The organism is Streptomyces sp. NPDC014891, from assembly GCF_043081085.1.
Taxonomy (GTDB): Bacteria; Actinomycetota; Actinomycetes; order Streptomycetales; family Streptomycetaceae; genus Streptomyces.
Map to the genome: position 1 here is coordinate 109679 of NZ_JBIBWF010000011.1, position 17922 is coordinate 127600.

General features: G+C 72.9%; 17 protein-coding genes and 1 tRNA gene. 8 read left to right on the plus strand and 10 right to left on the minus strand.

Annotated elements, in window-relative coordinates:
* Window positions 1–2 precede the first annotated feature (2 nt).
* From ACF09E_RS28820 to ACF09E_RS28840, 5 genes are all read right to left on the minus strand, one after another.
* On the minus strand, window positions 3–1949 hold the full coding sequence (locus ACF09E_RS28820; RefSeq protein WP_392208262.1) for a copper resistance CopC/CopD family protein: 1947 nt from the start codon (window positions 1947–1949) through the stop codon (window positions 3–5).
* 45 nt (window positions 1950–1994) lie between these two features.
* Complete coding sequence (locus ACF09E_RS28825) at window positions 1995–2462, minus strand: copper chaperone PCu(A)C (RefSeq protein WP_392208264.1); 468 nt, start codon at window positions 2460–2462, stop codon at window positions 1995–1997.
* Window positions 2459–3193, minus strand: a complete 735-nt coding sequence (locus ACF09E_RS28830) for an SCO family protein (RefSeq protein ID WP_392208266.1) — start codon at window positions 3191–3193, stop codon at window positions 2459–2461. Before ACF09E_RS28830 ends, ACF09E_RS28825 begins: the two co-directional genes overlap by 4 nt.
* A 48-nt stretch (window positions 3194–3241) precedes the next feature.
* Window positions 3242–4021 carry a YcnI family protein gene (locus tag ACF09E_RS28835; protein ID WP_392208268.1) on the minus strand — a complete coding sequence of 260 codons (780 nt, stop codon included), beginning with the start codon at window positions 4019–4021 and terminating at the stop codon, window positions 3242–3244.
* A 111-nt stretch (window positions 4022–4132) separates the two neighbouring features.
* Entirely contained in the window at window positions 4133–4927 is a 795-nt protein-coding gene (locus tag ACF09E_RS28840; protein ID WP_392208270.1) for a hypothetical protein, read from the minus strand.
* Window positions 4928–5140: 213 nt separating this feature from the next.
* On the opposite strand from ACF09E_RS28840, the gene ACF09E_RS28845 reads away from it, so the two are divergent.
* Window positions 5141–5590 carry an ATP-binding protein gene (locus tag ACF09E_RS28845; RefSeq protein ID WP_392208272.1) on the plus strand — a complete coding sequence of 150 codons (450 nt, stop codon included), beginning with the start codon at window positions 5141–5143 and terminating at the stop codon, window positions 5588–5590.
* 156 nt (window positions 5591–5746) lie between these two features.
* Here the strand turns inward: ACF09E_RS28845 and ACF09E_RS28850 are convergent, their stop codons facing one another.
* Window positions 5747–7207 carry an aminopeptidase P family protein gene (locus ACF09E_RS28850; protein WP_392208275.1) on the minus strand — a complete coding sequence of 487 codons (1461 nt, stop codon included), beginning with the start codon at window positions 7205–7207 and terminating at the stop codon, window positions 5747–5749.
* A gap of 138 nt (window positions 7208–7345) precedes the next feature.
* The gene (locus ACF09E_RS28855; RefSeq protein WP_392208277.1) at window positions 7346–8809 is read right to left on the minus strand and encodes a PP2C family protein-serine/threonine phosphatase; all 1464 of its coding nucleotides are present in this window, start codon (window positions 8807–8809) and stop codon (window positions 7346–7348) included.
* Window positions 8810–9374: 565 nt separating this feature from the next.
* On the opposite strand from ACF09E_RS28855, the gene ACF09E_RS28860 reads away from it, so the two are divergent.
* Together ACF09E_RS28860 and ACF09E_RS28865 are read left to right on the plus strand one after the other, a co-directional pair.
* Window positions 9375–10055, plus strand: coding sequence for a bifunctional DNA primase/polymerase (locus ACF09E_RS28860; protein WP_361859170.1), 681 nt, complete (start codon window positions 9375–9377; stop codon window positions 10053–10055).
* Window positions 10056–10295: 240 nt separating this feature from the next.
* Entirely contained in the window at window positions 10296–10958 is a 663-nt protein-coding gene (locus ACF09E_RS28865) for a hypothetical protein (protein ID WP_392208279.1), read from the plus strand.
* Between the two features lie 219 nt (window positions 10959–11177).
* Here ACF09E_RS28865 and ACF09E_RS28870 read toward each other — a convergent pair whose 3' ends face one another.
* The 3 genes from ACF09E_RS28870 to ACF09E_RS28880 all read right to left on the minus strand — a co-directional run bounded on the left by ACF09E_RS28870 (window position 11178) and on the right by ACF09E_RS28880 (window position 13967).
* Window positions 11178–12155, minus strand: a complete 978-nt coding sequence (locus tag ACF09E_RS28870) for a DUF5926 family protein (RefSeq protein WP_392208281.1) — start codon at window positions 12153–12155, stop codon at window positions 11178–11180.
* 263 nt (window positions 12156–12418) lie between these two features.
* A complete protein-coding gene (locus ACF09E_RS28875; protein ID WP_361859164.1) occupies window positions 12419–13021 on the minus strand; it encodes an ATP-binding protein in 603 nt (200 codons plus the stop codon).
* 124 nt (window positions 13022–13145) lie between these two features.
* Window positions 13146–13967 carry a glycerophosphodiester phosphodiesterase gene (locus tag ACF09E_RS28880; RefSeq protein WP_392208283.1) on the minus strand — a complete coding sequence of 274 codons (822 nt, stop codon included), beginning with the start codon at window positions 13965–13967 and terminating at the stop codon, window positions 13146–13148.
* Between the two features lie 206 nt (window positions 13968–14173).
* On the opposite strand from ACF09E_RS28880, the gene ACF09E_RS28885 reads away from it, so the two are divergent.
* The 5 genes from ACF09E_RS28885 (at window position 14174) to ACF09E_RS28905 (ending at window position 17810) form a co-directional block, all read left to right on the plus strand.
* Entirely contained in the window at window positions 14174–15646 is a 1473-nt protein-coding gene (locus tag ACF09E_RS28885) for a S1C family serine protease (RefSeq protein ID WP_392208285.1), read from the plus strand.
* A 48-nt stretch (window positions 15647–15694) separates the two neighbouring features.
* Window positions 15695–15781: transfer RNA gene (locus tag ACF09E_RS28890), tRNA-Ser, on the plus strand.
* Window positions 15782–16053: 272 nt separating this feature from the next.
* Window positions 16054–16269, plus strand: a complete 216-nt coding sequence (locus ACF09E_RS28895) for an antitoxin (RefSeq protein WP_392208287.1) — start codon at window positions 16054–16056, stop codon at window positions 16267–16269.
* Between the two features lie 150 nt (window positions 16270–16419).
* Window positions 16420–16944, plus strand: a complete 525-nt coding sequence (locus ACF09E_RS28900; RefSeq protein ID WP_392208289.1) for an O-acetyl-ADP-ribose deacetylase — start codon at window positions 16420–16422, stop codon at window positions 16942–16944.
* A 560-nt stretch (window positions 16945–17504) separates the two neighbouring features.
* On the plus strand, window positions 17505–17810 hold the full coding sequence (locus tag ACF09E_RS28905) for a hypothetical protein (protein WP_361860055.1): 306 nt from the start codon (window positions 17505–17507) through the stop codon (window positions 17808–17810).
* The last annotated feature ends 112 nt before the right edge of the window (window positions 17811–17922 follow it).

The following is a 17922-nucleotide window of genomic DNA, read 5'->3' on the forward strand; positions in this document are numbered from 1 at the left end:
GGTCAGCCGATCTTCACGTTCTTCTCGATGGTGGTCTGGTCGATGTCGGAGGTGCGGACGGTCACCTGGATCTTCCACTCGCCGGGCATCGGGATCTGGACGCCGCTCGCGCTCCAGTGTCCGGTCTGGATCCGGTCCGGGGCGACGGGCAGCGGTCCGACGTCCTTCGCCTCCAGGGTCAGGGCGATCTTGATCTCCGGGACGTCCAGCGGCTTGCCGTTGGGGCGCTCGACGAAGAGGTGGAGCGCGTTGGCGCCGGTCCGGCCCGGGTCGAGGCTGAGCCGGACGATGCCCTTGCCGTCGACGCCGCCGGTGTCGAAGGGCAGCCGGATGTCGACGGGCCGGTCCGGCACGGCGGCCGGGCCGGACGCGCTCGAGCCGCTCCGGCCCGCCTCCTCCTCGGTGCGGCCGGGTTCGGTCGCGGTGAGGACGGTGGTGACGGCGAGGAGCACGACGGCGACCGCGGCCTCGGTCAGCACCGAGCGGCGCAGACCGGCCCGCTCGGGATCGGCGTCCCGCTCCCGCTTGCGCCGGGCGGTGGCGACGGCGGCCCGCTGCCGGGCGAGCTGCGCGGCCCGCTCAGGATCCGCGGCAGCCGCGTCCTCGCCCGCGTCGGAGTCCTGGCCCGCCTCCTCGGTCTCCTCGGCGTGCTCGGCGTGCTCGCTCTCCTCGGTGTTCCCGGTGCTCTTGGTCTCCGCCGTCGGCGTCGGGTCGGCGAGGCGGCGGGTCCAGCGGCGCGAGATCCAGGCGATGCCGATGAGGACGGCCATCAGGCCGATCTTGACGAGCAGCAGCTGCCCGTAGCGGGTCCCGGTCAGCGCGGACCAGGAGCCGACCTGGCGCCAGGACTGGTAGAGCCCGGTGGCCGCGAGGACGACCACGGAGCCGAAGGCCACCCGGGAGAAGCGCTCGATCGCCGAGCGGTCGACGGACGGGGCCTTGTAGAGGGCGACGAGCAGCACGGTGAGACCGCCGAGCCAGGCGGCGACGGCCAGCAGGTGCAGGATGTCGACGGGCATCGCGATACCGGGCTGGATCCCGGTCGAGGCGTGCTCGGCCAGCGCCCACGTGCCGGCGATGCCCGCCGCGACGACGGTGCCGCCGATGCCCAGCCCGAAGCTGAGGTCCTTCTTCTCCTTCGGGTCGGTCCGCCGGGCGTAGGCGCCGAAGAGAACCGCCACGAACAGCGCGGCCGCGCCGAGGAGCAGCAGCCGCGAGGTGAGCGCTGCGCCGGTCTTCGTCTCCAGGACGGCCTTGAGGCCGGCCAGGTCGAAGACGTCGGAGAGCTCCCCCGAGCCGGTGTACGGGTTGCGCAGCAGCAGCATGAGCAGGGTGGCGCCGGTGAGGGCCAGCCAGCCCCGGACCACGGTCTGCTGGACGGGACGGACGCTCGCGCCGCGCGGCCAGCAGGCCAGGACGAAGGCGCCGCCGCCGACGAGGACCGCGAAACCGGCGTAGGAGACGTAGCGCGCGATGCCGTAGAGGGCGCCGACGAGACCGCCGCCGGCCGCCTGGTCGGGCAGGGCGACGGACGTCGTGGAGGGGGCGCCGATGGAGAAGGTGAAGGCGCCGGCGACGGGGTGGCTGTCGGCGGAGACGGCCTGCCAGGCCACGGTGTAGGTGCCGTCGGGCAGTCCGGCCCGGAGCGCCACGCCGTAGCGGACGATCGAGCCGCTGCAGAGGTCGAGTATCTCGCCGGTGTCGGCCCGCCGGCCCGCCGGGTCGAGGACCCGGATCGAGTCGGTGCTCATGGCGACCTGCTCGGAGAAGGTGAGGTTGACCTCCTTGGGAGCGGTGGCGACCACCGCCCCGTCCTTGGGATCGCTTGCCGTCAGCGCCGCGTGCGCGGACGCGGGTGCGGCGCCGGCGAGCAGCGTGCCGAGCAGCGCGGCCGCGAGTATCAGCAGCCGGGCCAGGGCGGTACCGAGGCGCGGGGCGGTGGTTGTCATCTTCCGGTTCACTCCGTCAGTTCTGTGAGAACTCCGTCAACGCGCTCAGTGCTGCTGCGGGTTGTGGTTGGCGGCTTCGACGGGAAGGTCGACCTTGATCGGGTCGGACTTCTCGAAGTGGAGCTCGATGCTGACCTTCTCGCCCTGCTTGGGCAGCTTCTTCAGCTCCATGAACATGATGTGGTTGCCGCCCCGGGCGAGCTGCAGCTCTCCGTTCGCGGGGATGTCGAAGGACTTCACCTCCTGCATCTTCTGGTTCTTCGTCTCGTGGATCGTGACGTCGTCCGAGATGCTGCTGGTGACCGAGGTGAGCTTGTCCGCGGTGCCGCTGTCGTTCTTGATGGTGAGGAAGCCCCCGGCCATGTCCATCACGGGCTGCGGCATGAACGCGCCGCTGACCTTGAGGGCGGGCTTGCCGTCCCCGGCCGCTTCGGACGAGGACGAGCACCCGGTCAGCGCGAGCGCGGCGGAGAGGGCCACGGCGGCGGACAGGGCGGTGGTGCGGCGGTTCACGGGTTCTCCCCCTTGATGAGCTTCGGCAGATCCTTGGCGTAGTCGTCGACGCTCGTGTCCTCGCCGTACAGGACGTAGCCCTGGTCGGTCGTCGGCGAGAAGGCGATCACCTGCGCTCCGTGCATGGAGACGACCTTGCCGTCCTTCCCCTTCTTCGGCGGGTCGATGCCGATGCCGATCTCCCGCGCCCCCGCCTGGATGGTGGAGAACGCGCCGGTCAGACCGGTGAAGGAGGGGTCGCCCGCGGCGGGCAGCCACTTGCCGAGCTCGGCCGGGGTGTCCCGCTCGGGGTCGGTGGTGACGAAGACGACCTGGAGCTTGTCCTGGTCGGCCTTGGGGAGCTGCTTCTTCGCGATGGCGATGTTGCTCATCGTCAGGGGGCAGACGTCGGGGCAGTGCGTGTAGCCGAAGTAGATGAGCGTCGGCTTGCCCTTGGTCCGCTCCCGCAGGTCGTACTTCTGGCCCTTGGTGTCGGTGAGGACGAGGCCGGGCTTGGTGAAGGGCCGGTCGAGGACGGTCGCGGCCCTGGTCGTGTCGTCGCCGCCGGAGACCACGGCGACCGAGCCGGAGCCGTTCGCCGAGGTCGTGCCGTCGCCACCGCCGCCGACGACGGCCGCGGTGATGCCGATCGCGGCGACGATCGCGACAGCGGCGACGATCAGCGGGGTGCGGCGCCCGGGGCGGGCGGGGCCGTCCCCGGGCTTGGGAGAGGGTGTCTTCTCTGCGGACATGCTGGTTCTTTCCGCTTGTTTCCGGGTGCTCTGGAGGAGGTGCGGCCGTCAGGCCGAGCGGCGGCGGCCGGCGAGGACACCGAAGGCGACGCCGGCGATGCCGACGAGGATGCCGATGACGCCGAGGATCCGGGCCGTGGTGTCGGAGGAGTCGGCGGCGGCCGTCTCCTCCTTCTCGTGGGAGTCGTCGCCGTGGCCGGCCTTGTCGTCCGCCGCGGGGGCCGAAGCCGAGGCCGACGGGGCGGCGCCGCCGTGGTGGTCGGCGGAGGCGGCGGAGAGCTTCAGGACCGGGGCGGGGTTCTGCGGCTCCTCCGCGCCCTCCTTCTGCTCCTCGATCCAGCGCACGACCTCCTTGTTGTCGTACGTCTGGATCGCCTTGAGGACCAGCTGGTCGGCGTCCTCGGGCAGCTGGCCGAGGGAGAGCGGGAACTGCTGGAACTGGCCGGGGGCGATCTTCGAGCCGTCGGCGGTCCACGTCACCTTGGAGACGGCCTCGTTGATCTTCTTGCCGTGGAGCTCCAGGGGCTTGCTGAGCTTGCTCTTGGTCACCTCGGCCTTCCAGCCGGGGACCGGCTGCGGCATGACGGAGGCCAGCGGGTGGTCGAGCGGGAAGTTGACCTCGACCTTCACGGTCGAGGCGTTGTCGCGCTCGTTCGGGACCTTGATGTTGACGGTCGCGTAGCCCCCCTTGGCGGCCTCGCCCTGCGGCTGCACGCTCACGTGCGCGAAGGCCGTACCGGACAGCAGCACGACGGAGGAGAGGGCGATGCCGCCGGCGAGGGCGACGCGGGTGGCGGAGACGCGGGAGGAGATACGGGAAACGCTCATGGCAGAAGACACTCCGGCTCGGGAGAGAGGCGAGGAAGTCCGGCGCGCGGGGGGACGGAACCCGGACCGGCGTGCGGACGTGCACGGCCCGCTCCCGGTGAGCGGTCCGTGTCAGGCGGCGAGAACGCAGGCGGCGGCCGGCGGGCCGCGCCTGATCACCGTGTCCTTGAGTGCCTCCGCCACCGGTGGCGGCGAGGAGTCGGGGGCGGTGCGTGCCGTCCGCCGCGGACCCGTTCCGGGTGCGGCCGCGAGGCCGTTCAGCAGGGCCCGTACGAGCCGGAGCGCGGCCCGCAGCGAGCGGACGAGGGTGCACTCGGCGAGCTCCGTCGCCCCCTGCTCGGAGAGTTCGACGAGCCGGACGAGGGCCAGGTCGCCGCGGCGCAGCAGCCAGCCCGTGGCCAGGGCCGCGAGCAGGTGGCCGAGGAGCATGGGCAGCCCGGGCAGCAGCTCGCCGCCGGGCGTGGTCGCCGCGGCCGCGTGCCCGAGGTGCGCTCCGGCACCCGCGTGGGCGGCCGCGGCCGGGTCCATGCCGGCCTCGCGGACGATCCGGGTGGCGTCGGCCGAGGTCAGGGACGAGGTCCCGGCGCCGCAGACGAGCCGGGCCGCCATCCGTACCAGGGCGTCGTCGGCCTGGTCGCTCAGGGCGAGCTTGAGCTGTCCGAGGCCGAAGAGGACGTGAAGGCCGAGCTGGCCGCCGGCGAGCGCGCCGACGACGAAGCCGAGGGAGCGTTCCCGCCCGGTGAAGAGGACCGTGATGCCGAAGACGCCGAGGAAGCCCGCCAGCAGCGTCCACAGGGGGATGCCCGCGCAGGCGGCGACGGCGTGCCCGAGCGCGGACAGCACGACGCAGACCGCGGTGAACACCGCGGCCCTCAGCAGCCGTGGAGCGAGCGCGGGGGCATTCATGGCGGGCCCATCATCGCACCACGGGCCCCACCGGTATGAGGCAGGTCCAGAAGGTCGTTCTTGGGCCGCTTGGGGGCCTACGGGGTGACATACACCGGCACGCGCGCCCGGTGCATCCGCCGAACGAGCGCTCTTGACGCGTCCGTGCGCTTACGAAGGCTTCTGTCCGGCAATAGGTATCCGTATGTCGAGCCGCTGCCGGGAGGCTGGAGCATGAGCATCTGGTGGTCACTCCATCTGCGGCGCGAAGCCGCGAGCGTGCCGCTCGCCCGAAGGCTTCTGCTGGGGACGATGGAGACGGCGGGTGTCGATCCCGACGTGTCGTACGAGCTGTCGGTCGCGCTGACCGAGGCGTGCGCGAACGCGGTCGAGCACGGCGGCCGTGGATCCGAGGGGGCCGGCCCGGCCGGCGCGGCCTACCGGGTGACGGCGTACCTGGACGGCGAGACCTGCCGTATCGAGGTGGCGGACTCGGGCCCCGGCTTCCCCGGCGTCGAGCTGCCCGCCGCGCCCTCGGACGCCGAGCACGGCCGGGGGCTGCGCCTCATCGAGGAGCTCGCGGACCACGTGCAGTTCGGCAACCGGTCGGGCCGGGGCGGCGCGGTGGTCAGCTTCGACAAGATCCTGAAATGGAAGGACAGCCCCTCCCTGCTCCTGGCGTGACCCGCGGGCACGCCCGCGTGACCTGCCGGGACGCCCGCGTGACCCCCGGGGCCGCCCGAGCGCCCCGCCGGGCCGTCCGCGTCCCGCCGCCGGTACGGGGAAGGGCCCCCGCCGGTCGGTCGGCGAGGGCCCTTCGGAATCCAACGTACGCGGGGGTCAGCCCTTCAGCGCGGCCATCCACGCCTCGACCTCGTCGGCGTGGCGCGGCAGCGCGTCCGACAGGTTCCGGTTGCCGTCCTCCGTGACGAGGATGTCGTCCTCGATCCGGACGCCGATGCCGCGGTACTCCTCGGGCACGGTCAGGTCGTCGGCCTGGAAGTACAGACCCGGCTCGACGGTCAGGCACATGCCCGGCGCGAGGGTCGTGTCGACGTAGGCCTCGGTGCGCGCGGCGGCGCAGTCGTGGACGTCCATGCCGAGCATGTGACCGGTGCCGTGCAGGGTCCAGCGGCGCTGGAGGCCGAGCTCCAGGACGCGCTCGACCGGGCCCTCGACGAGGCCCCACTCGACGAGCTTCTCGGCGAGGACGCGCTGCGCGGCGTCGTGGAAGTCGCGGTAGGCGGCGCCGGGCTTGACCGCGGCGATGCCGGCCTCCTGGGCCTCGTACACGGCGTCGTAGATCTTGCGCTGGAGCTCGGTGTACCGGCCGTTGATCGGCAGGGTGCGGGTGATGTCCGCGGTGTAGAGCTCGGTGGTCTCCACGCCGGCGTCGAGCAGCAGCAGGTCGCCGGAGCGGACGTCGCCGTCGTTGCGGACCCAGTGCAGGGTGGTGGCGTGCGGGCCGGCGGCGCAGATGGAGCCGTAGCCGATGTCGTTGCCCTCGACGCGGGCGCGGAGGAAGAAGGTGCCCTCGATGTAGCGCTCGCTGGTCGCCTCGGCCTTGTCGAGGACCTTGACGACGTCCTCGAAGCCGCGCGCGGTGGAGGCGCAGGCCTTCTCCAGCTCGGCGACCTCGAAGGAGTCCTTGATGAGGCGGGCCTCGGAGAGGTGGACGCGGAGTTCCTCGTCGCGCTCGGCGGTGACCTTGTCGGTCAGCGCGGCCTCGATGCCGGCGTCGTGGCCGCGGACGTTGCGGACGGGGCCGGTGGCCTCGCGCAGCGCCTCGGCCAGCTCGCGGACGTCCTTCGCGGGGATGCCCAGGAGCTGCTCGGCCTCGGTGAGGGAGTGGCGGCGGCCGACCCACAGCTCGCCCTGGCCGTCGAGCCAGAACTCGCCGTTCTCGCGGTCGGAGCGCGGCAGCAGGTAGATCGTCGCCTCGTGGCCGTCCTTCTCAGGCTCCAGGACGAGGACGCCGTCCTGGGTCTGGTCGCCGGTGAGGTAGGCGTACTCGGTGGAGGCGCGGAAGGCGTACTCGGTGTCGTTCGACCGGGTCTTGAGCTTGCCGGCGGGGATCACCAGGCGCTCGCCCGGGAAGCGGGCGGAGAGCGCGGCGCGGCGCTCGGCGGTCCGGCCGGCCTGGGCGATCGGCTCCAGGCCGTGCAGCTCGGTGTCGGCCCAGCCGGACTTCATGTTCTCGGCCAGCTCGTCGGAGACGCCCGGGTACAGGCCGTTCTTCCGCTGCTTGATCGCCTGTTCCTCAGTCTCTTCCGGGGTCTCCGGCGTGAGCTCCTCGGCCACGGGTCTGCCTCCTCTTGGTACGACACTGAACCCCCACCATCGTACGGTCGTACGGAAGGGGGCCCAGGGCCGGAAGACCCATTACCGGAATGTCACGCTCCGCTCATGTGCGGCCACGTCGGAGGGCGTCCCGGTCGCTCACTCGAAGCGGGCGGCGAGCAGGACCACGTCCTCCCCGTCCACGGCGGTGTCGAGCCCCTCGGGGAGCAGCGTCCGCAGGACGTGGTCGGCGACGGCGCCCGGGTCGCCGCGGTCCGCCCGCGGCACGCTCGACGCCGCCGCGTGGAGCCGCGCGAAGGCCCGGTCCATGGCGTCGCCGGTACGGCGGAGCAGCCCGTCCGTGTAGAGAAGCACCGTTTCTCCGGGTGCCGGGGACAGCTCCACGCTCGGCGCCTCCCAGCAGGACAGCATGCCGAGCGGGGCCGAGAGCGAGGTCTCGACGAACTCGGTGCGGCGCTCCCCGATGACCAGCGGCGGGGCGTGGCCGGCGCCGGCCAGCACGATCCGGCGCTGGGCGGGTTCGGCGTAGGCGAAGAGGGCGGTGGCCGAGCGGGCCGGCTCGGTCAGGCGCAGCAGGAGTTCGAGGTCGGAGAGGACCGCGACGGGGTCCTCGCCCTCCATCACCGCGTACGCGCGGAGGGAGGCGCGGAGCCGTCCCATGGCGGCGAGGGCGCTGGGTCCGGTGCCGGAGACCGAGCCCACGGCGAGCCCGAGGGCGCCCTCGGGCAGCGGCAGCGCGTCGTACCAGTCGCCGCCGCCCCGGGGCCCGGTGCGGTGCCGGGCGGCGAGCTGGACGCCGGGGACGCGCGGGAGGCGGCTGGGCAGCAGCTCCTCGGCGATGGTGGCGACCTGCACGCGGGCGCGTTCGACCTGGAGGAGGCGGGCGAGGTGCTCGGTGGCGAAGCGGCCGTACAGCCCGATCAGGTGGCGCTGGCGGTCGGTGGGCTCGGCGGGCTCGTCGTAGAGCCAGACGGCGGCGCCGAGCCGGCCGGCCTCCTCGGTGGCGAGGGGGAGGGCGTAGCTGGCGGCGTAGCCGAGGCGGGCGGCGACCTCGCGGTGGCGGGGGTCGAGTCCCTCCTCGGTGCGCACGTCGCGGATGGCGATGGGGTCGGGGATCCGCTCGGGTGCCTGCTCGGTGCGGACCGGGTCGGGGAGGCCGTCGAGGAGGCGGCCGTAGTGGCCGGCGCCGCACGGGACGGTCTCGATCGTGCCGAGCTCCGCGTGCGCGAGGCCGAGTCCGATGGTGGAGGCGGGGCCGAGTCCGTCGGCCGGTTCGAGGACGGCCATGCCGCGGCGGGCGCCGACGAGGGCGGAGCCGGCGCCGAGGACCTCGCGGAGGGCCTCGTCGAGGGAGGCGGTCCTGATGAGGCGCTCGGTGAGTTCGTGGAGGGTGGTGAGGTCGGAGACCCAGGTGGCGAGCCGGTCCTGGATCAGCGCTCCCGGCGGGGAGACCGGTTCGGAGGGTGCCGCCGCCGCGGGGACGCCGGAGAGGGGCGCCGTAGTGTGCGGGGGTCCGGGAACCGTGGAGTCGATTCCGGCCACTTTCGGCATGTGCGGGGCACTCATGTCAGTCGGCTTTCCGACCGGTGCGTTTGACGCCATAGCATCGCAAACCCCCATGTCATTCTGAGCCGCTCGATGCATCCACATGTACACGCACAAGAGGAACGATGTCCAGCATTGTCCCCACGGGACTTGTGGTGTCCGGGAGGTCGTGCGAGAGGGTTGAAGTCCAGGCGAAGTTGGCCGAAAATTGTCCCCGCTGTGCACCTTTTGCGGTCGACTGGCGTCGTTTCAAGGCGCGTCATTCCGAGCGTGCTGGGTACGTAGTCGATGACAGGCAGGGGCAGTTGGAGCTGCCCCGGAACGCTTCGCGGGACCCCGGCGTCTTCCACGCCGCAGGCCGCGGCCCGTCACCGAGTGGCGGGGATCGTGTTCTGGCCCGCCTCTGGTGCAGACCCGGCTCCACCTCGTTCTGACCTGGCTCCACCTGGTACTGACCCGCTCCATCCGGTTTCCACGTGGTTCCACCCGGTCCGGCCCGGCCGGCCCCGCTCCGGCAGGGGCCGTCACCCCGCCCGACCCGGTACGCGCTGATACGCACGGTGAAGTGTCCTGTACATGGTGTGATGTGGATTCGGCGTTCAACGGAAAGGAACGAGCGCTCATGCGCGAGATCCTCGGAAGGCGACGCAGGCTCCGGTTCCGGCGCAAGGCGAGGACCGCCCGGCTCGACGCGGCGGTCACCTTCGCCGTCGAGTGGAACTGGCCCGTCCTGCCGGGAGCAGGCCTGAGAGCGACGACCCGAACGGCCGCGGGGGCCGCCTGCTCCTGCCCCGACCCCGAGTGCGCGGTGCCCGGCGCGCACCCCTACGACCCCGGGCTGCTCGCGGCCACCACCGACGAGCGGATGATCCGCTGGTGGTGGACCCGGCGCCCGGACGCACCCGTCGTCCTGGCCACGGGCGGAGGCGCCCCCTGCGCGGTCAGCCTGCCCGCGGTGGCGGGGGCGCGGGCGCTCGCCGCGCTCGACGCGACGGGCATGCGGCTCGGCCCGGTGGTCGCGACCCCGACCCGGTGGTCGATCCTCGTCGCCCCCTACGGCCTGGAGCGGCTCGGCGAGCTGCTGTACGCGAAGGACAGCGTCCCCAGCTCGCTGCGCTTCCACGGGGAGGGCGGCTATCTGCTCCTGCCGCCCTCGGTCGCCGGAACCGGACAGGTCCGGTGGGAGCGTGCCCCGCTCGCGGGCTCGGCCCGGCCGTGGCTGCCGGACGTGGAGGCCGTGGTGGACGCACTGGTGGAGGCGAGCAGCAGCACCCCGGGCGGCGGGAGCCGGCTGGCGTACTGAGCGGCGCGGGAGCCGGCCGGCATACGGAGCGACCGCTCGCCGGATCGCCGGGATACGGAGCGACCGCTCGCCGGGACCGGGGCGGGCGGCCGTCGACGGTCTTCACCCGAACGGGTGTGTCCTGGTCCGACTTGTACGGGAAACGGGCGCGCGGCCGACCGCGCGCCCGTCGGCCGCCGCTATGTTCGGCGCACCGTTCAAGATCTCCGGCAGAGCAGGAGCAGGGAGCAGGTGGGGCGCATGGGTCCGGTGAACCTCCGCACGGTCGGACTCGGGGCCGCCGTCACGGTCGCCGTCCTGGTCCCCCTGGTCGCGAGAGCGGGGTCGACGGGCGAGCCCGCGGCCGGCGGGTCGGCACGGCCCGCGGGCGCCGCCGGGGCGAGCTCCGCCGGGACCGGTGCCGCCGGTGCCTCCGACGCGAAGCCGGGGGACGTGCTGGAGGGGCTCGGTCTGGGCGGCCGGACGGAGTCGGCCGCCGACCCGGCCGCGCCTTCCGCCCCCGCCGTCCCCGTCACTCCCCGTGACACCCCCGCCGCACCGGACGTTCCGGAGAGGGTCACGCATTGTGGGCCGGAACTCGCCTCTCCCGAGGGGGTCGAGGCGCAGACCTGTGTCCTGTCGGAGGGATCCGACACCTGGGGACGCACGTACTACCGAAACGCCACCGGCCGGAATCTCGACGCGTTTCTGACCCTCATGGCGCCCGGCGGGCGCACCGTGCAGGTCCGCTGCCCGGTCGCCGCGCAGGACGAACCGGGTGCCTGCGAAACGCCCAGGGAACGCGGTCGGGGGGTGGCCACGGCCTATACGGCGGTCGCGGAATTCGCCGGAGCGGGCGAGGGGGGCAACACTCCGCTGCTGCTGAGGGCCGGGAGCAACACGGCGGGCAGTGAAGGAAGTTGAACGTCGACGCCCCGCGGTGGGCGGCGGCGGACATGGAAAGGCCCGATCGCTGGCGACGGGGGATGCACCAGCGACCGGGCTTCCAGAACGGTAACAAGAGATCTGCTGTTCGCAAATTCGATCTCGGTTATTCGGACAGGGATTTACTCGGCCGAAGACCGCGTTGTGGCGGAAGTCACCGACTGGTCGGTCTGTCAGTCACCGATACCGTGCGGGGTATCAGCTGAGAGTGACCTGACGGTTCGTGAGGCCGCCGCGCGCCCGACGCTCCTCCGCGGTGAGCGGAGCGTCCGAGGCGAGCGCCTCGGTCAGCCGCTCGGCGAACTCGGCGGCGGGCTTCTCGCACTCCTCGGCGGTCATCGCGGTGGGCAGGTCCCAGACCGGCACCATGAGCCCGTGCGCGCGGAACGAGCCGACGAGGCGGGTGTCCGCGCCGATGGAGGTGCCGCCGGCGGCCTGGAGCCGGGCGAGCGCGTCGAGGAGCTTCTCCTCCGGGTACGGCATGACCCAGCGCAGGTGGTTCTTGTCCGGGGTCTCGCACCAGTACGCCGAGTCGACGCTCGTCAGCTTCACGGTCGGGATGGCGGCGGCGTTGGCCCGCTCCAGGGAGGCGGCGACCTCCGGGTCCGGGCCGTCCGCGGACTGCGGGATCCAGAACTCGAAGCCGGTGTGGACCTCGGGGGCGAAGGCGGCGTCGGCGTCGAGCAGGTCCTGCAGACGCGGGCCCTCGGCGGGGACGCGGCGCGGCGGGACCGGGTTGCCCGGCTCGGTCTCCAGCGCGCGCTCAAGGGTGTCGGCGAGGTCGCGGGCGAGGTCGCCGGAGGTGGAGTCGTTCTGCAGGGCGAGCAGCACGGAGCCGTCCTCGCGGCGCAGGGCGGGCCAGGCCATCGGCAGCACCGTCGCGAGCGTCACGGAGGGGACGCCCTCCGGGAGCCCGCCCTTGAGGGTGAGCGGCACGGTGGCGGCGGGCACGAGCTCGCGCAGCGCGACCCAGTCGCACTCGCCGGGCAGGCCCTCGAAGGGGCGCTGGACGAGCTCGGTCACGGCGTGCGCGGCGGCCCGGCCGTGACACGCCTTGTAGCGGCGGCCCGAACCGCACGGGCAGGGCTCGCGCGCGCCGACGACCGGGATCTCCCCGCTCGTGACCTGTGCCTGACCGGTCTTGCCGGCCTTCGTCTGGGGGCGCTTCTTGGCCATGGTGTGGCTTTCTCCCGATCGCGGCGTTGCGGTGCTTGTTCCGGGCGCGAGCCTAGCCGTACCGCGCACCGCCGCCCTTCAGGCGGGCCGCTGCCCGCCCCTCGTACGCCACCGGCCTCCGAGCCCGCACCGGGACCGGTCCCGACTGCCGTACGCCCGCGATGCCGGCCGCCGTACGGGGTCGGTCCCGGTCGCCGCACGCCCGTGATCCCGGCGCCGGTCGCTGCCGTCGTACGGCGTGGGTCCCGCCCGTCGTCCCGCGGTCAGTCCAGGTCGTCGTACGCGTCCAGGATGTCGAAGCGGGAGCCGCCGCCGACACGGGCGGCGAAGTCCTCGCGGCGGTGTCCCTCGGTGACCACCACCCAGACCGTCACCTCGCCGGTCGCGCTGTCCCGCACGCCCCAGTCCTGGGCCAGCGCGCTGATGATGTTCAGCCCGCGGCCGCCCCGGGCGGTCACCGACGGCGTCGCCGGAACGGGCCGGGTCGGGCCGCCTCCGTCGGTCACCTCGACCCTGAGTCCGCCCGCCGGGTCGACCCGCCAGGCCGCCCGCACGTCCCCGTCGCCCCGATCCGCGTGCCCCAGCGGCCTGCCGTACCGGCAGGCATTGCTGAGCAGCTCGGAAAGGATCAGTACCGCGTCGTCGACGACCGATTCGGACATCCCGCTGCGGTACAGCTCGTCCCGCATCCGGTGTCGCGCCTCACCCACGCCCGCAGGGCCATGGGGTACGGCCATGCTCGACGACGTGGGCACCTCCTGTGCCACCACCAACGCCACCCCCGAGACCTCCTTTGCCCCACGCCACCGTGTGGATGCCCCAATGGCCTGGACCGGAAACCGGCCAATCCGTGTGCGATGAGGCACTCGTGACGATCGCGTACGCGCGGAACGCGCCGGTGCACTCCCCGGCGGACCCGAGAAGCCTTGTGGCACAAGGGAAAGACGGGGCCGGAGAGGCGGGAACGCGTCACGCGCGCGGCCAGGACGCTCAGTCGCGGCCGAGCTGGGCGAGGACCTGCTTGGGACGGTTGGTGATGATCGCGTCCACCCCGAGGCGCTCGCAGAGCTCGACGTCCTCGGCGTCGTCCACGGTCCAGACGTGCACCTGGTGCCCGGCCTTCTGCAGCCTGAGGATCACGGCCGGGTGGTGCCGCACGATCCTGATCGACGGCCCGGCGATGCGCGCGCCCGCGGGGAGCCGTCCGTCGCGCAGCCGCGGCGAGACGAACTGGGCCAGGTGCACGGTGGGCAGCGTCGGCGACGCGGCGGCGATCCGGCTCAGAGAGCGGGCCGAGAAGCTCATGACGCGTACCGGGGATTCCGCGGGGGACGCGGGCGCGTCCAGCCCGAAACGCCTGAGGAGCTGGAGCAGCTTCTCCTCGACCTGGCCCGCCCAGCGGGTGGGGTGCTTGGTCTCGACGGCCAGCTCGACGCGGCGCCCGGCGTCGGAGACCAGCTCCAGGAGCCGCTCCAGGGTGAGGACGGAGGTGTACCCGGGATCGCCCCAGTCGGGGCTCTCGCCGGACTCGTCGTGGCCCTTCCAGGTGCCGAAGTCGAGGGCGGTGAGATCGGCGAGCTCCAGGGCGGAGACGGCCCCGCGGCCGTTCGAGGTGCGGTCGACGCGGCGGTCGTGGACGCAGACGAGATGGCCGTCGGCGGTGAGCCGGACGTCGCACTCCAGGGCGTCGGCGCCGTCCTCGATGGCCTTCACATAGGCGGCCAGGGTGTGTTCCGGAGCGTCTTCGGAGGCTCCACGGTGGGCGACGACCTGGAGGGGGACGCTGTTCGGGTGCTGCCGTGCGTGAGTCACGGCGTCATGGTGCCATTGGCGGGGTGGAGCGGGCACACCGGAAGGTGTCCGTTCTGTCCGTATATAAAGGTAGGGGGGTGAACGCACAGCTCCGCCTTACAGCGGCCTGACGTCCTGTGGGAAAAGCTGGTGCAGCACCCTGGACCCCATAGGTGACCAGTAGGTACCACCACCCCACCCCGCGCAGTCAACGAGGAGAGCGAGCTGTGAGCACCGAGAACGAGGGCACGGCGGTACCGGCGGAACACCCGGCTGCCCCGTCCACCCCTCCGACGCCTCCGACGCCTCCGTCGAGCCCTCCGGCCTCGACCCCCGCACCCACGCCGGCCCCCGCACCGGCACCGGCGGACCCCCCGACGGTCGCGCAGGCCCCGGTCCCCGACGGAGCGCCGGAACCGGCGCCGGCCCACGCCCCCGGCCCCGCCGACACGGCCCACACCCCTACGCCGGCCCCCGCGGCCCCCGCGGCCGCCGGGGCCGGCTGGCCGCCGCCCCCGCCGACCGTGCCGGCCTGGGGTGCCCCGGTGCCGCCCGAGCACCCCGCCCCCGCGGCGCCCCGGCGACGGGCCGGCGGCCTGGTGGCGGCGGTCCTGGTCGCGGCGCTCGTCGCGGGCGGCATCGGCGGCGGCATCGGCTACTGGGCCGCCGAGCGCGGTGACGACGGCGTCAGCTCCACCACCGTCTCCTCCGGCGACGCCCCGGCGTCCTTCAAGCGCGAACCGGGCACCGTCGCGGCGGTCGCCGCGACCGCGCTGCCCAGCGTGGTCACCATCCAGGCGAAGTCGGGCGGCTCGCAGGGCGAGGGCGGCACGGGCACGGGCTTCGTGTACGACCAGGAGGGCCACATCGTCACCAACAACCACGTGGTGGCGTCGGCGGCGGACGGCGGCACGCTCTCCGTGACGTTCCCGGACGGCAAGTCGTACGACGCGGAGGTCGTCGGCCGGGCCGAGGGCTACGACGTGGCCGTACTGAAGCTGACGAACGCGCCCAAGGGCCTGAAGCCGCTGCCCCTGGGCGACTCGGACAAGGTGGCGGTCGGCGACTCGACGATCGCGATCGGCGCGCCCTTCGGTCTGTCGAACACCGTGACCACCGGCATCATCAGCGCGAAGAACCGCCCGGTGGCCTCGGGCGACGGTTCGGGCGGCAGCAACTCGTACATGAGCGCGCTGCAGACCGACGCGTCGATCAACCCGGGCAACTCCGGCGGTCCGCTGCTGGACGCGAGCGGTGCGGTCATCGGCATCAACTCGGCCATCCAGTCCACCGGGAACGGCTTCGGCCAGTCCCAGGCGGGGTCGATCGGCCTGGGCTTCGCGATCCCGGTGAACCAGGCGAAGAACGTGGCCCAGCAGCTGATCAGGACGGGCAAGCCGGTGTACCCGGTGATCGGCGCGACGGTGAACATGCAGGAGCAGGGCGAGGGCGCGACGATCGCCTCCCAGGGCTCGGGCGGCACCCCTTCGGTGACCCCGAACGGCCCGGCGGCGAAGGCGGGCCTGAAGGCCGGTGACGTGATCACGGGCTTCGGCGGCCACCCGATCGACAGCGGTCCGTCGCTGATCAGCGAGATCTGGACCCACAAGCCGGGCGACCAGGTCAAGATCACGTACGAGCGGGACGGCCGGACGGCCGAGGCGACGGTCACCCTCGGCGAGCGCACCGGCGACAGCTGACCGGCTAGGCTGTCCCCCGCGCCGCAGGTGGACACACCGCCGGCGCGGGGTGGGTTGCCCGAGCGGCCTAAGGGAACGGTCTTGAAAACCGTCGTGGCAGCGATGTCACCGTGGGTTCAAATCCCACACCCACCGCACCGTGCACGACGTGGCGACACACAGGAGGGCGGGTCCCGGACACCGGGGCCCGCCCTTCGCGTCGGTTCCGTCCCCCGTCCCCGCCCCCGCGTCTTCCGTGCCCTCGCGTCACCCCGGCCCTCCCTCACCCCCTTCCCTCCCCCGTCTCTCCGTCCCCTTCCGACCCGTCCCCCGGGGCCGCGTCGGGGTCCGGGCGGGCTCCAGCGGATGCGGGACTCGGGTGGTGCCGTGATGCTGGAGGGGCTGGAACAGTGGCTAGGAGGGCCAGGATGTCTGTGTTCGACAAGCTCAAGGGAATGCTGAAGGGCCACGAGGATCAGGCCTCCAAGGGTGTCGACCAGGCCGGCGACCTCGTCGACAAGAAGACGCAGGGCAAGTACGCCGGCCATGTCGACACCGCCCAGGAGAAGCTCAAGGGGCAGCTGGGAGACACGGGCGCACGGCCGGACTCTCCGCCGCAGCCCCCGCCGCCGCCCCAGCAGTAGCGCGAGGAGTGCCGCACGACCCGTGCGTCACCCGTGTGGCGAGGGCGCCCCGGAGCCGTCTCCGGGGCGCCCTTTTCCGGGTGCGGGCGCGGTGCCCCTTCGGGTTTCATGGGGACTCGGAGAGCTGTGGGCGGCCGGAGGAGGACTGTCGTGGTGCGGATCGTGCTCGTGCAGGGGGACATCACCGCCGAGGCCGTGGACGCGATCGTGAACGCCGCGAACTCCTCGCTGCTGGGCGGTGGCGGGGTCGACGGGGCGATCCACCGCAAGGGCGGCCCCGAGATCCTCTCCGCCTGCCAGGACCTGCGGCGTTCCCGGTACGGAAAGGGGCTGGCGACCGGGCGGGCCGTGGCGACCACGGCGGGACGACTGCCGGCCCGGCACGTGATCCACACGGTGGGACCGGTCTGGTCGCGCGACGAGGACCGTTCGGAGCTGCTGGCCTCCTGCTACCGCGAATCCCTGCGGATCGCCGACGAGTTGGGCGACCGCACGGTGGCGTTCCCCGCCGTCTCCACCGGGGTCTACGGCTGGCCGATGGACGACGGCGCCCGGATCGCCGTACGGACCGTGCGGGCCGCCCGTACCGACGTGGAGGAGGTCCGCTTCGTGCTCTTCGACGCCGCGGCGTACGCGGCCTTCGAGGCGGCCGCGGGGGAGCCGGACGTCCCGTAGCGGGGGACGCCGACCTCGCGGAACGCGTTGACCACACAGAACACGTCGACCACACGGAGCGCATGGAGCGCATGGAGCGCATGGAGCGCACGGAGCGCACGGAGCGCACGGAGCGCACGGAGCAGGCGGCCCCGGGGGTCGGGCTCGCCCGTGCCGCCGCCTCCCCTTGATCGAACTGTTCTTCCGCCCTGCTCTGCCGTTCGGTTCCTGCGGGTGGGGGGCGCGCCGCGTCGATCCCCCGGTGGGGAGATTGGCGGGAAATCTGCCGGAACGCTTCCTCCCTTGCGGCGCCCGGGCCGAGCGTGTCCGGAACCCTCTCCGTCGCTGTGAGCTGCGCCTTTGTCGGGTGCTGTCTGGTTTATCGGCTTGTCCTCACGCTTGCGGGGGAATCAGGCGCTCCGGTCTGGTTCGCCGGGGATTCGGTGGGCAACTCTGGATTCGCGACGTCGAGCACAACGACCGAGGCGGTCGGCCAACTGCCTTGGAAACAGCTTTACTTCATCGCACTTCAGAGCAGTTCCGTGCAACAGCACCAGCTTTCAGTTCCCGGAGGAACACACATGGCAAGCATCCGTACCGCCCGCATCGTCGCCGTCGCCGCCGCCCTCCCCCTCGCCGCGGCGCTCTTCACCGGGGTGGCGCAGGCCGACAACGGCGGGTTCGCGGACGACGGATCGAACACGAGCGTCGCCTCGATCGTCGGCAGCGGCGTGGGCGGGGCCAACCTCGGCAACTCGACCACGACGCAGCAGGTGGCGACCGGTTCCGGCGCCTCGAACCAGAACAACACGGCCAGTGTGAACGGCTCCGCGTTCACCCACATCGCCCAGAACAACGCGGTGGTCAACTTCAACCCGTGGTGGTGATCCGCCCGGCACGGCAGCCGGCCCGACGGGGGGCGTGACCGCGGTGTGAACGACGGCCTGTGCGCCGGTACCCGGTACCGGTGTGCGGGCCGTCGCGCGTGTCCAGGGGAGC

Bases quoted from the DNA above. Each gene is read 5' to 3' on its own strand.
- ACF09E_RS28830 (WP_392208266.1), bottom strand. From the start codon at position 3,193: ATGTCCGCAGAGAAGACACCCTCTCCCAAGCCCGGGGACGGCCCCGCC.
- ACF09E_RS28855 (WP_392208277.1), bottom strand. From the start codon at position 8,809: ATGGCGTCAAACGCACCGGTCGGAAAGCCGACTGACATGAGTGCCCCG.
- ACF09E_RS28895 (WP_392208287.1), top strand. From the start codon at position 16,054: ATGTCTGTGTTCGACAAGCTCAAGGGAATGCTGAAGGGCCACGAGGAT.
- ACF09E_RS28870 (WP_392208281.1), bottom strand. From the start codon at position 12,155: ATGGCCAAGAAGCGCCCCCAGACGAAGGCCGGCAAGACCGGTCAGGCA.
- ACF09E_RS28905 (WP_361860055.1), top strand. From the start codon at position 17,505: ATGGCAAGCATCCGTACCGCCCGCATCGTCGCCGTCGCCGCCGCCCTC.
- ACF09E_RS28845 (WP_392208272.1), top strand. From the start codon at position 5,141: ATGAGCATCTGGTGGTCACTCCATCTGCGGCGCGAAGCCGCGAGCGTG.
- ACF09E_RS28860 (WP_361859170.1), top strand. From the start codon at position 9,375: ATGCGCGAGATCCTCGGAAGGCGACGCAGGCTCCGGTTCCGGCGCAAG.
- ACF09E_RS28835 (WP_392208268.1), bottom strand. From the start codon at position 4,021: ATGAGCGTTTCCCGTATCTCCTCCCGCGTCTCCGCCACCCGCGTCGCC.
- ACF09E_RS28820 (WP_392208262.1), bottom strand. From the start codon at position 1,949: ATGACAACCACCGCCCCGCGCCTCGGTACCGCCCTGGCCCGGCTGCTG.
- ACF09E_RS28840 (WP_392208270.1), bottom strand. From the start codon at position 4,927: ATGAATGCCCCCGCGCTCGCTCCACGGCTGCTGAGGGCCGCGGTGTTC.
- ACF09E_RS28865 (WP_392208279.1), top strand. From the start codon at position 10,296: ATGGGTCCGGTGAACCTCCGCACGGTCGGACTCGGGGCCGCCGTCACG.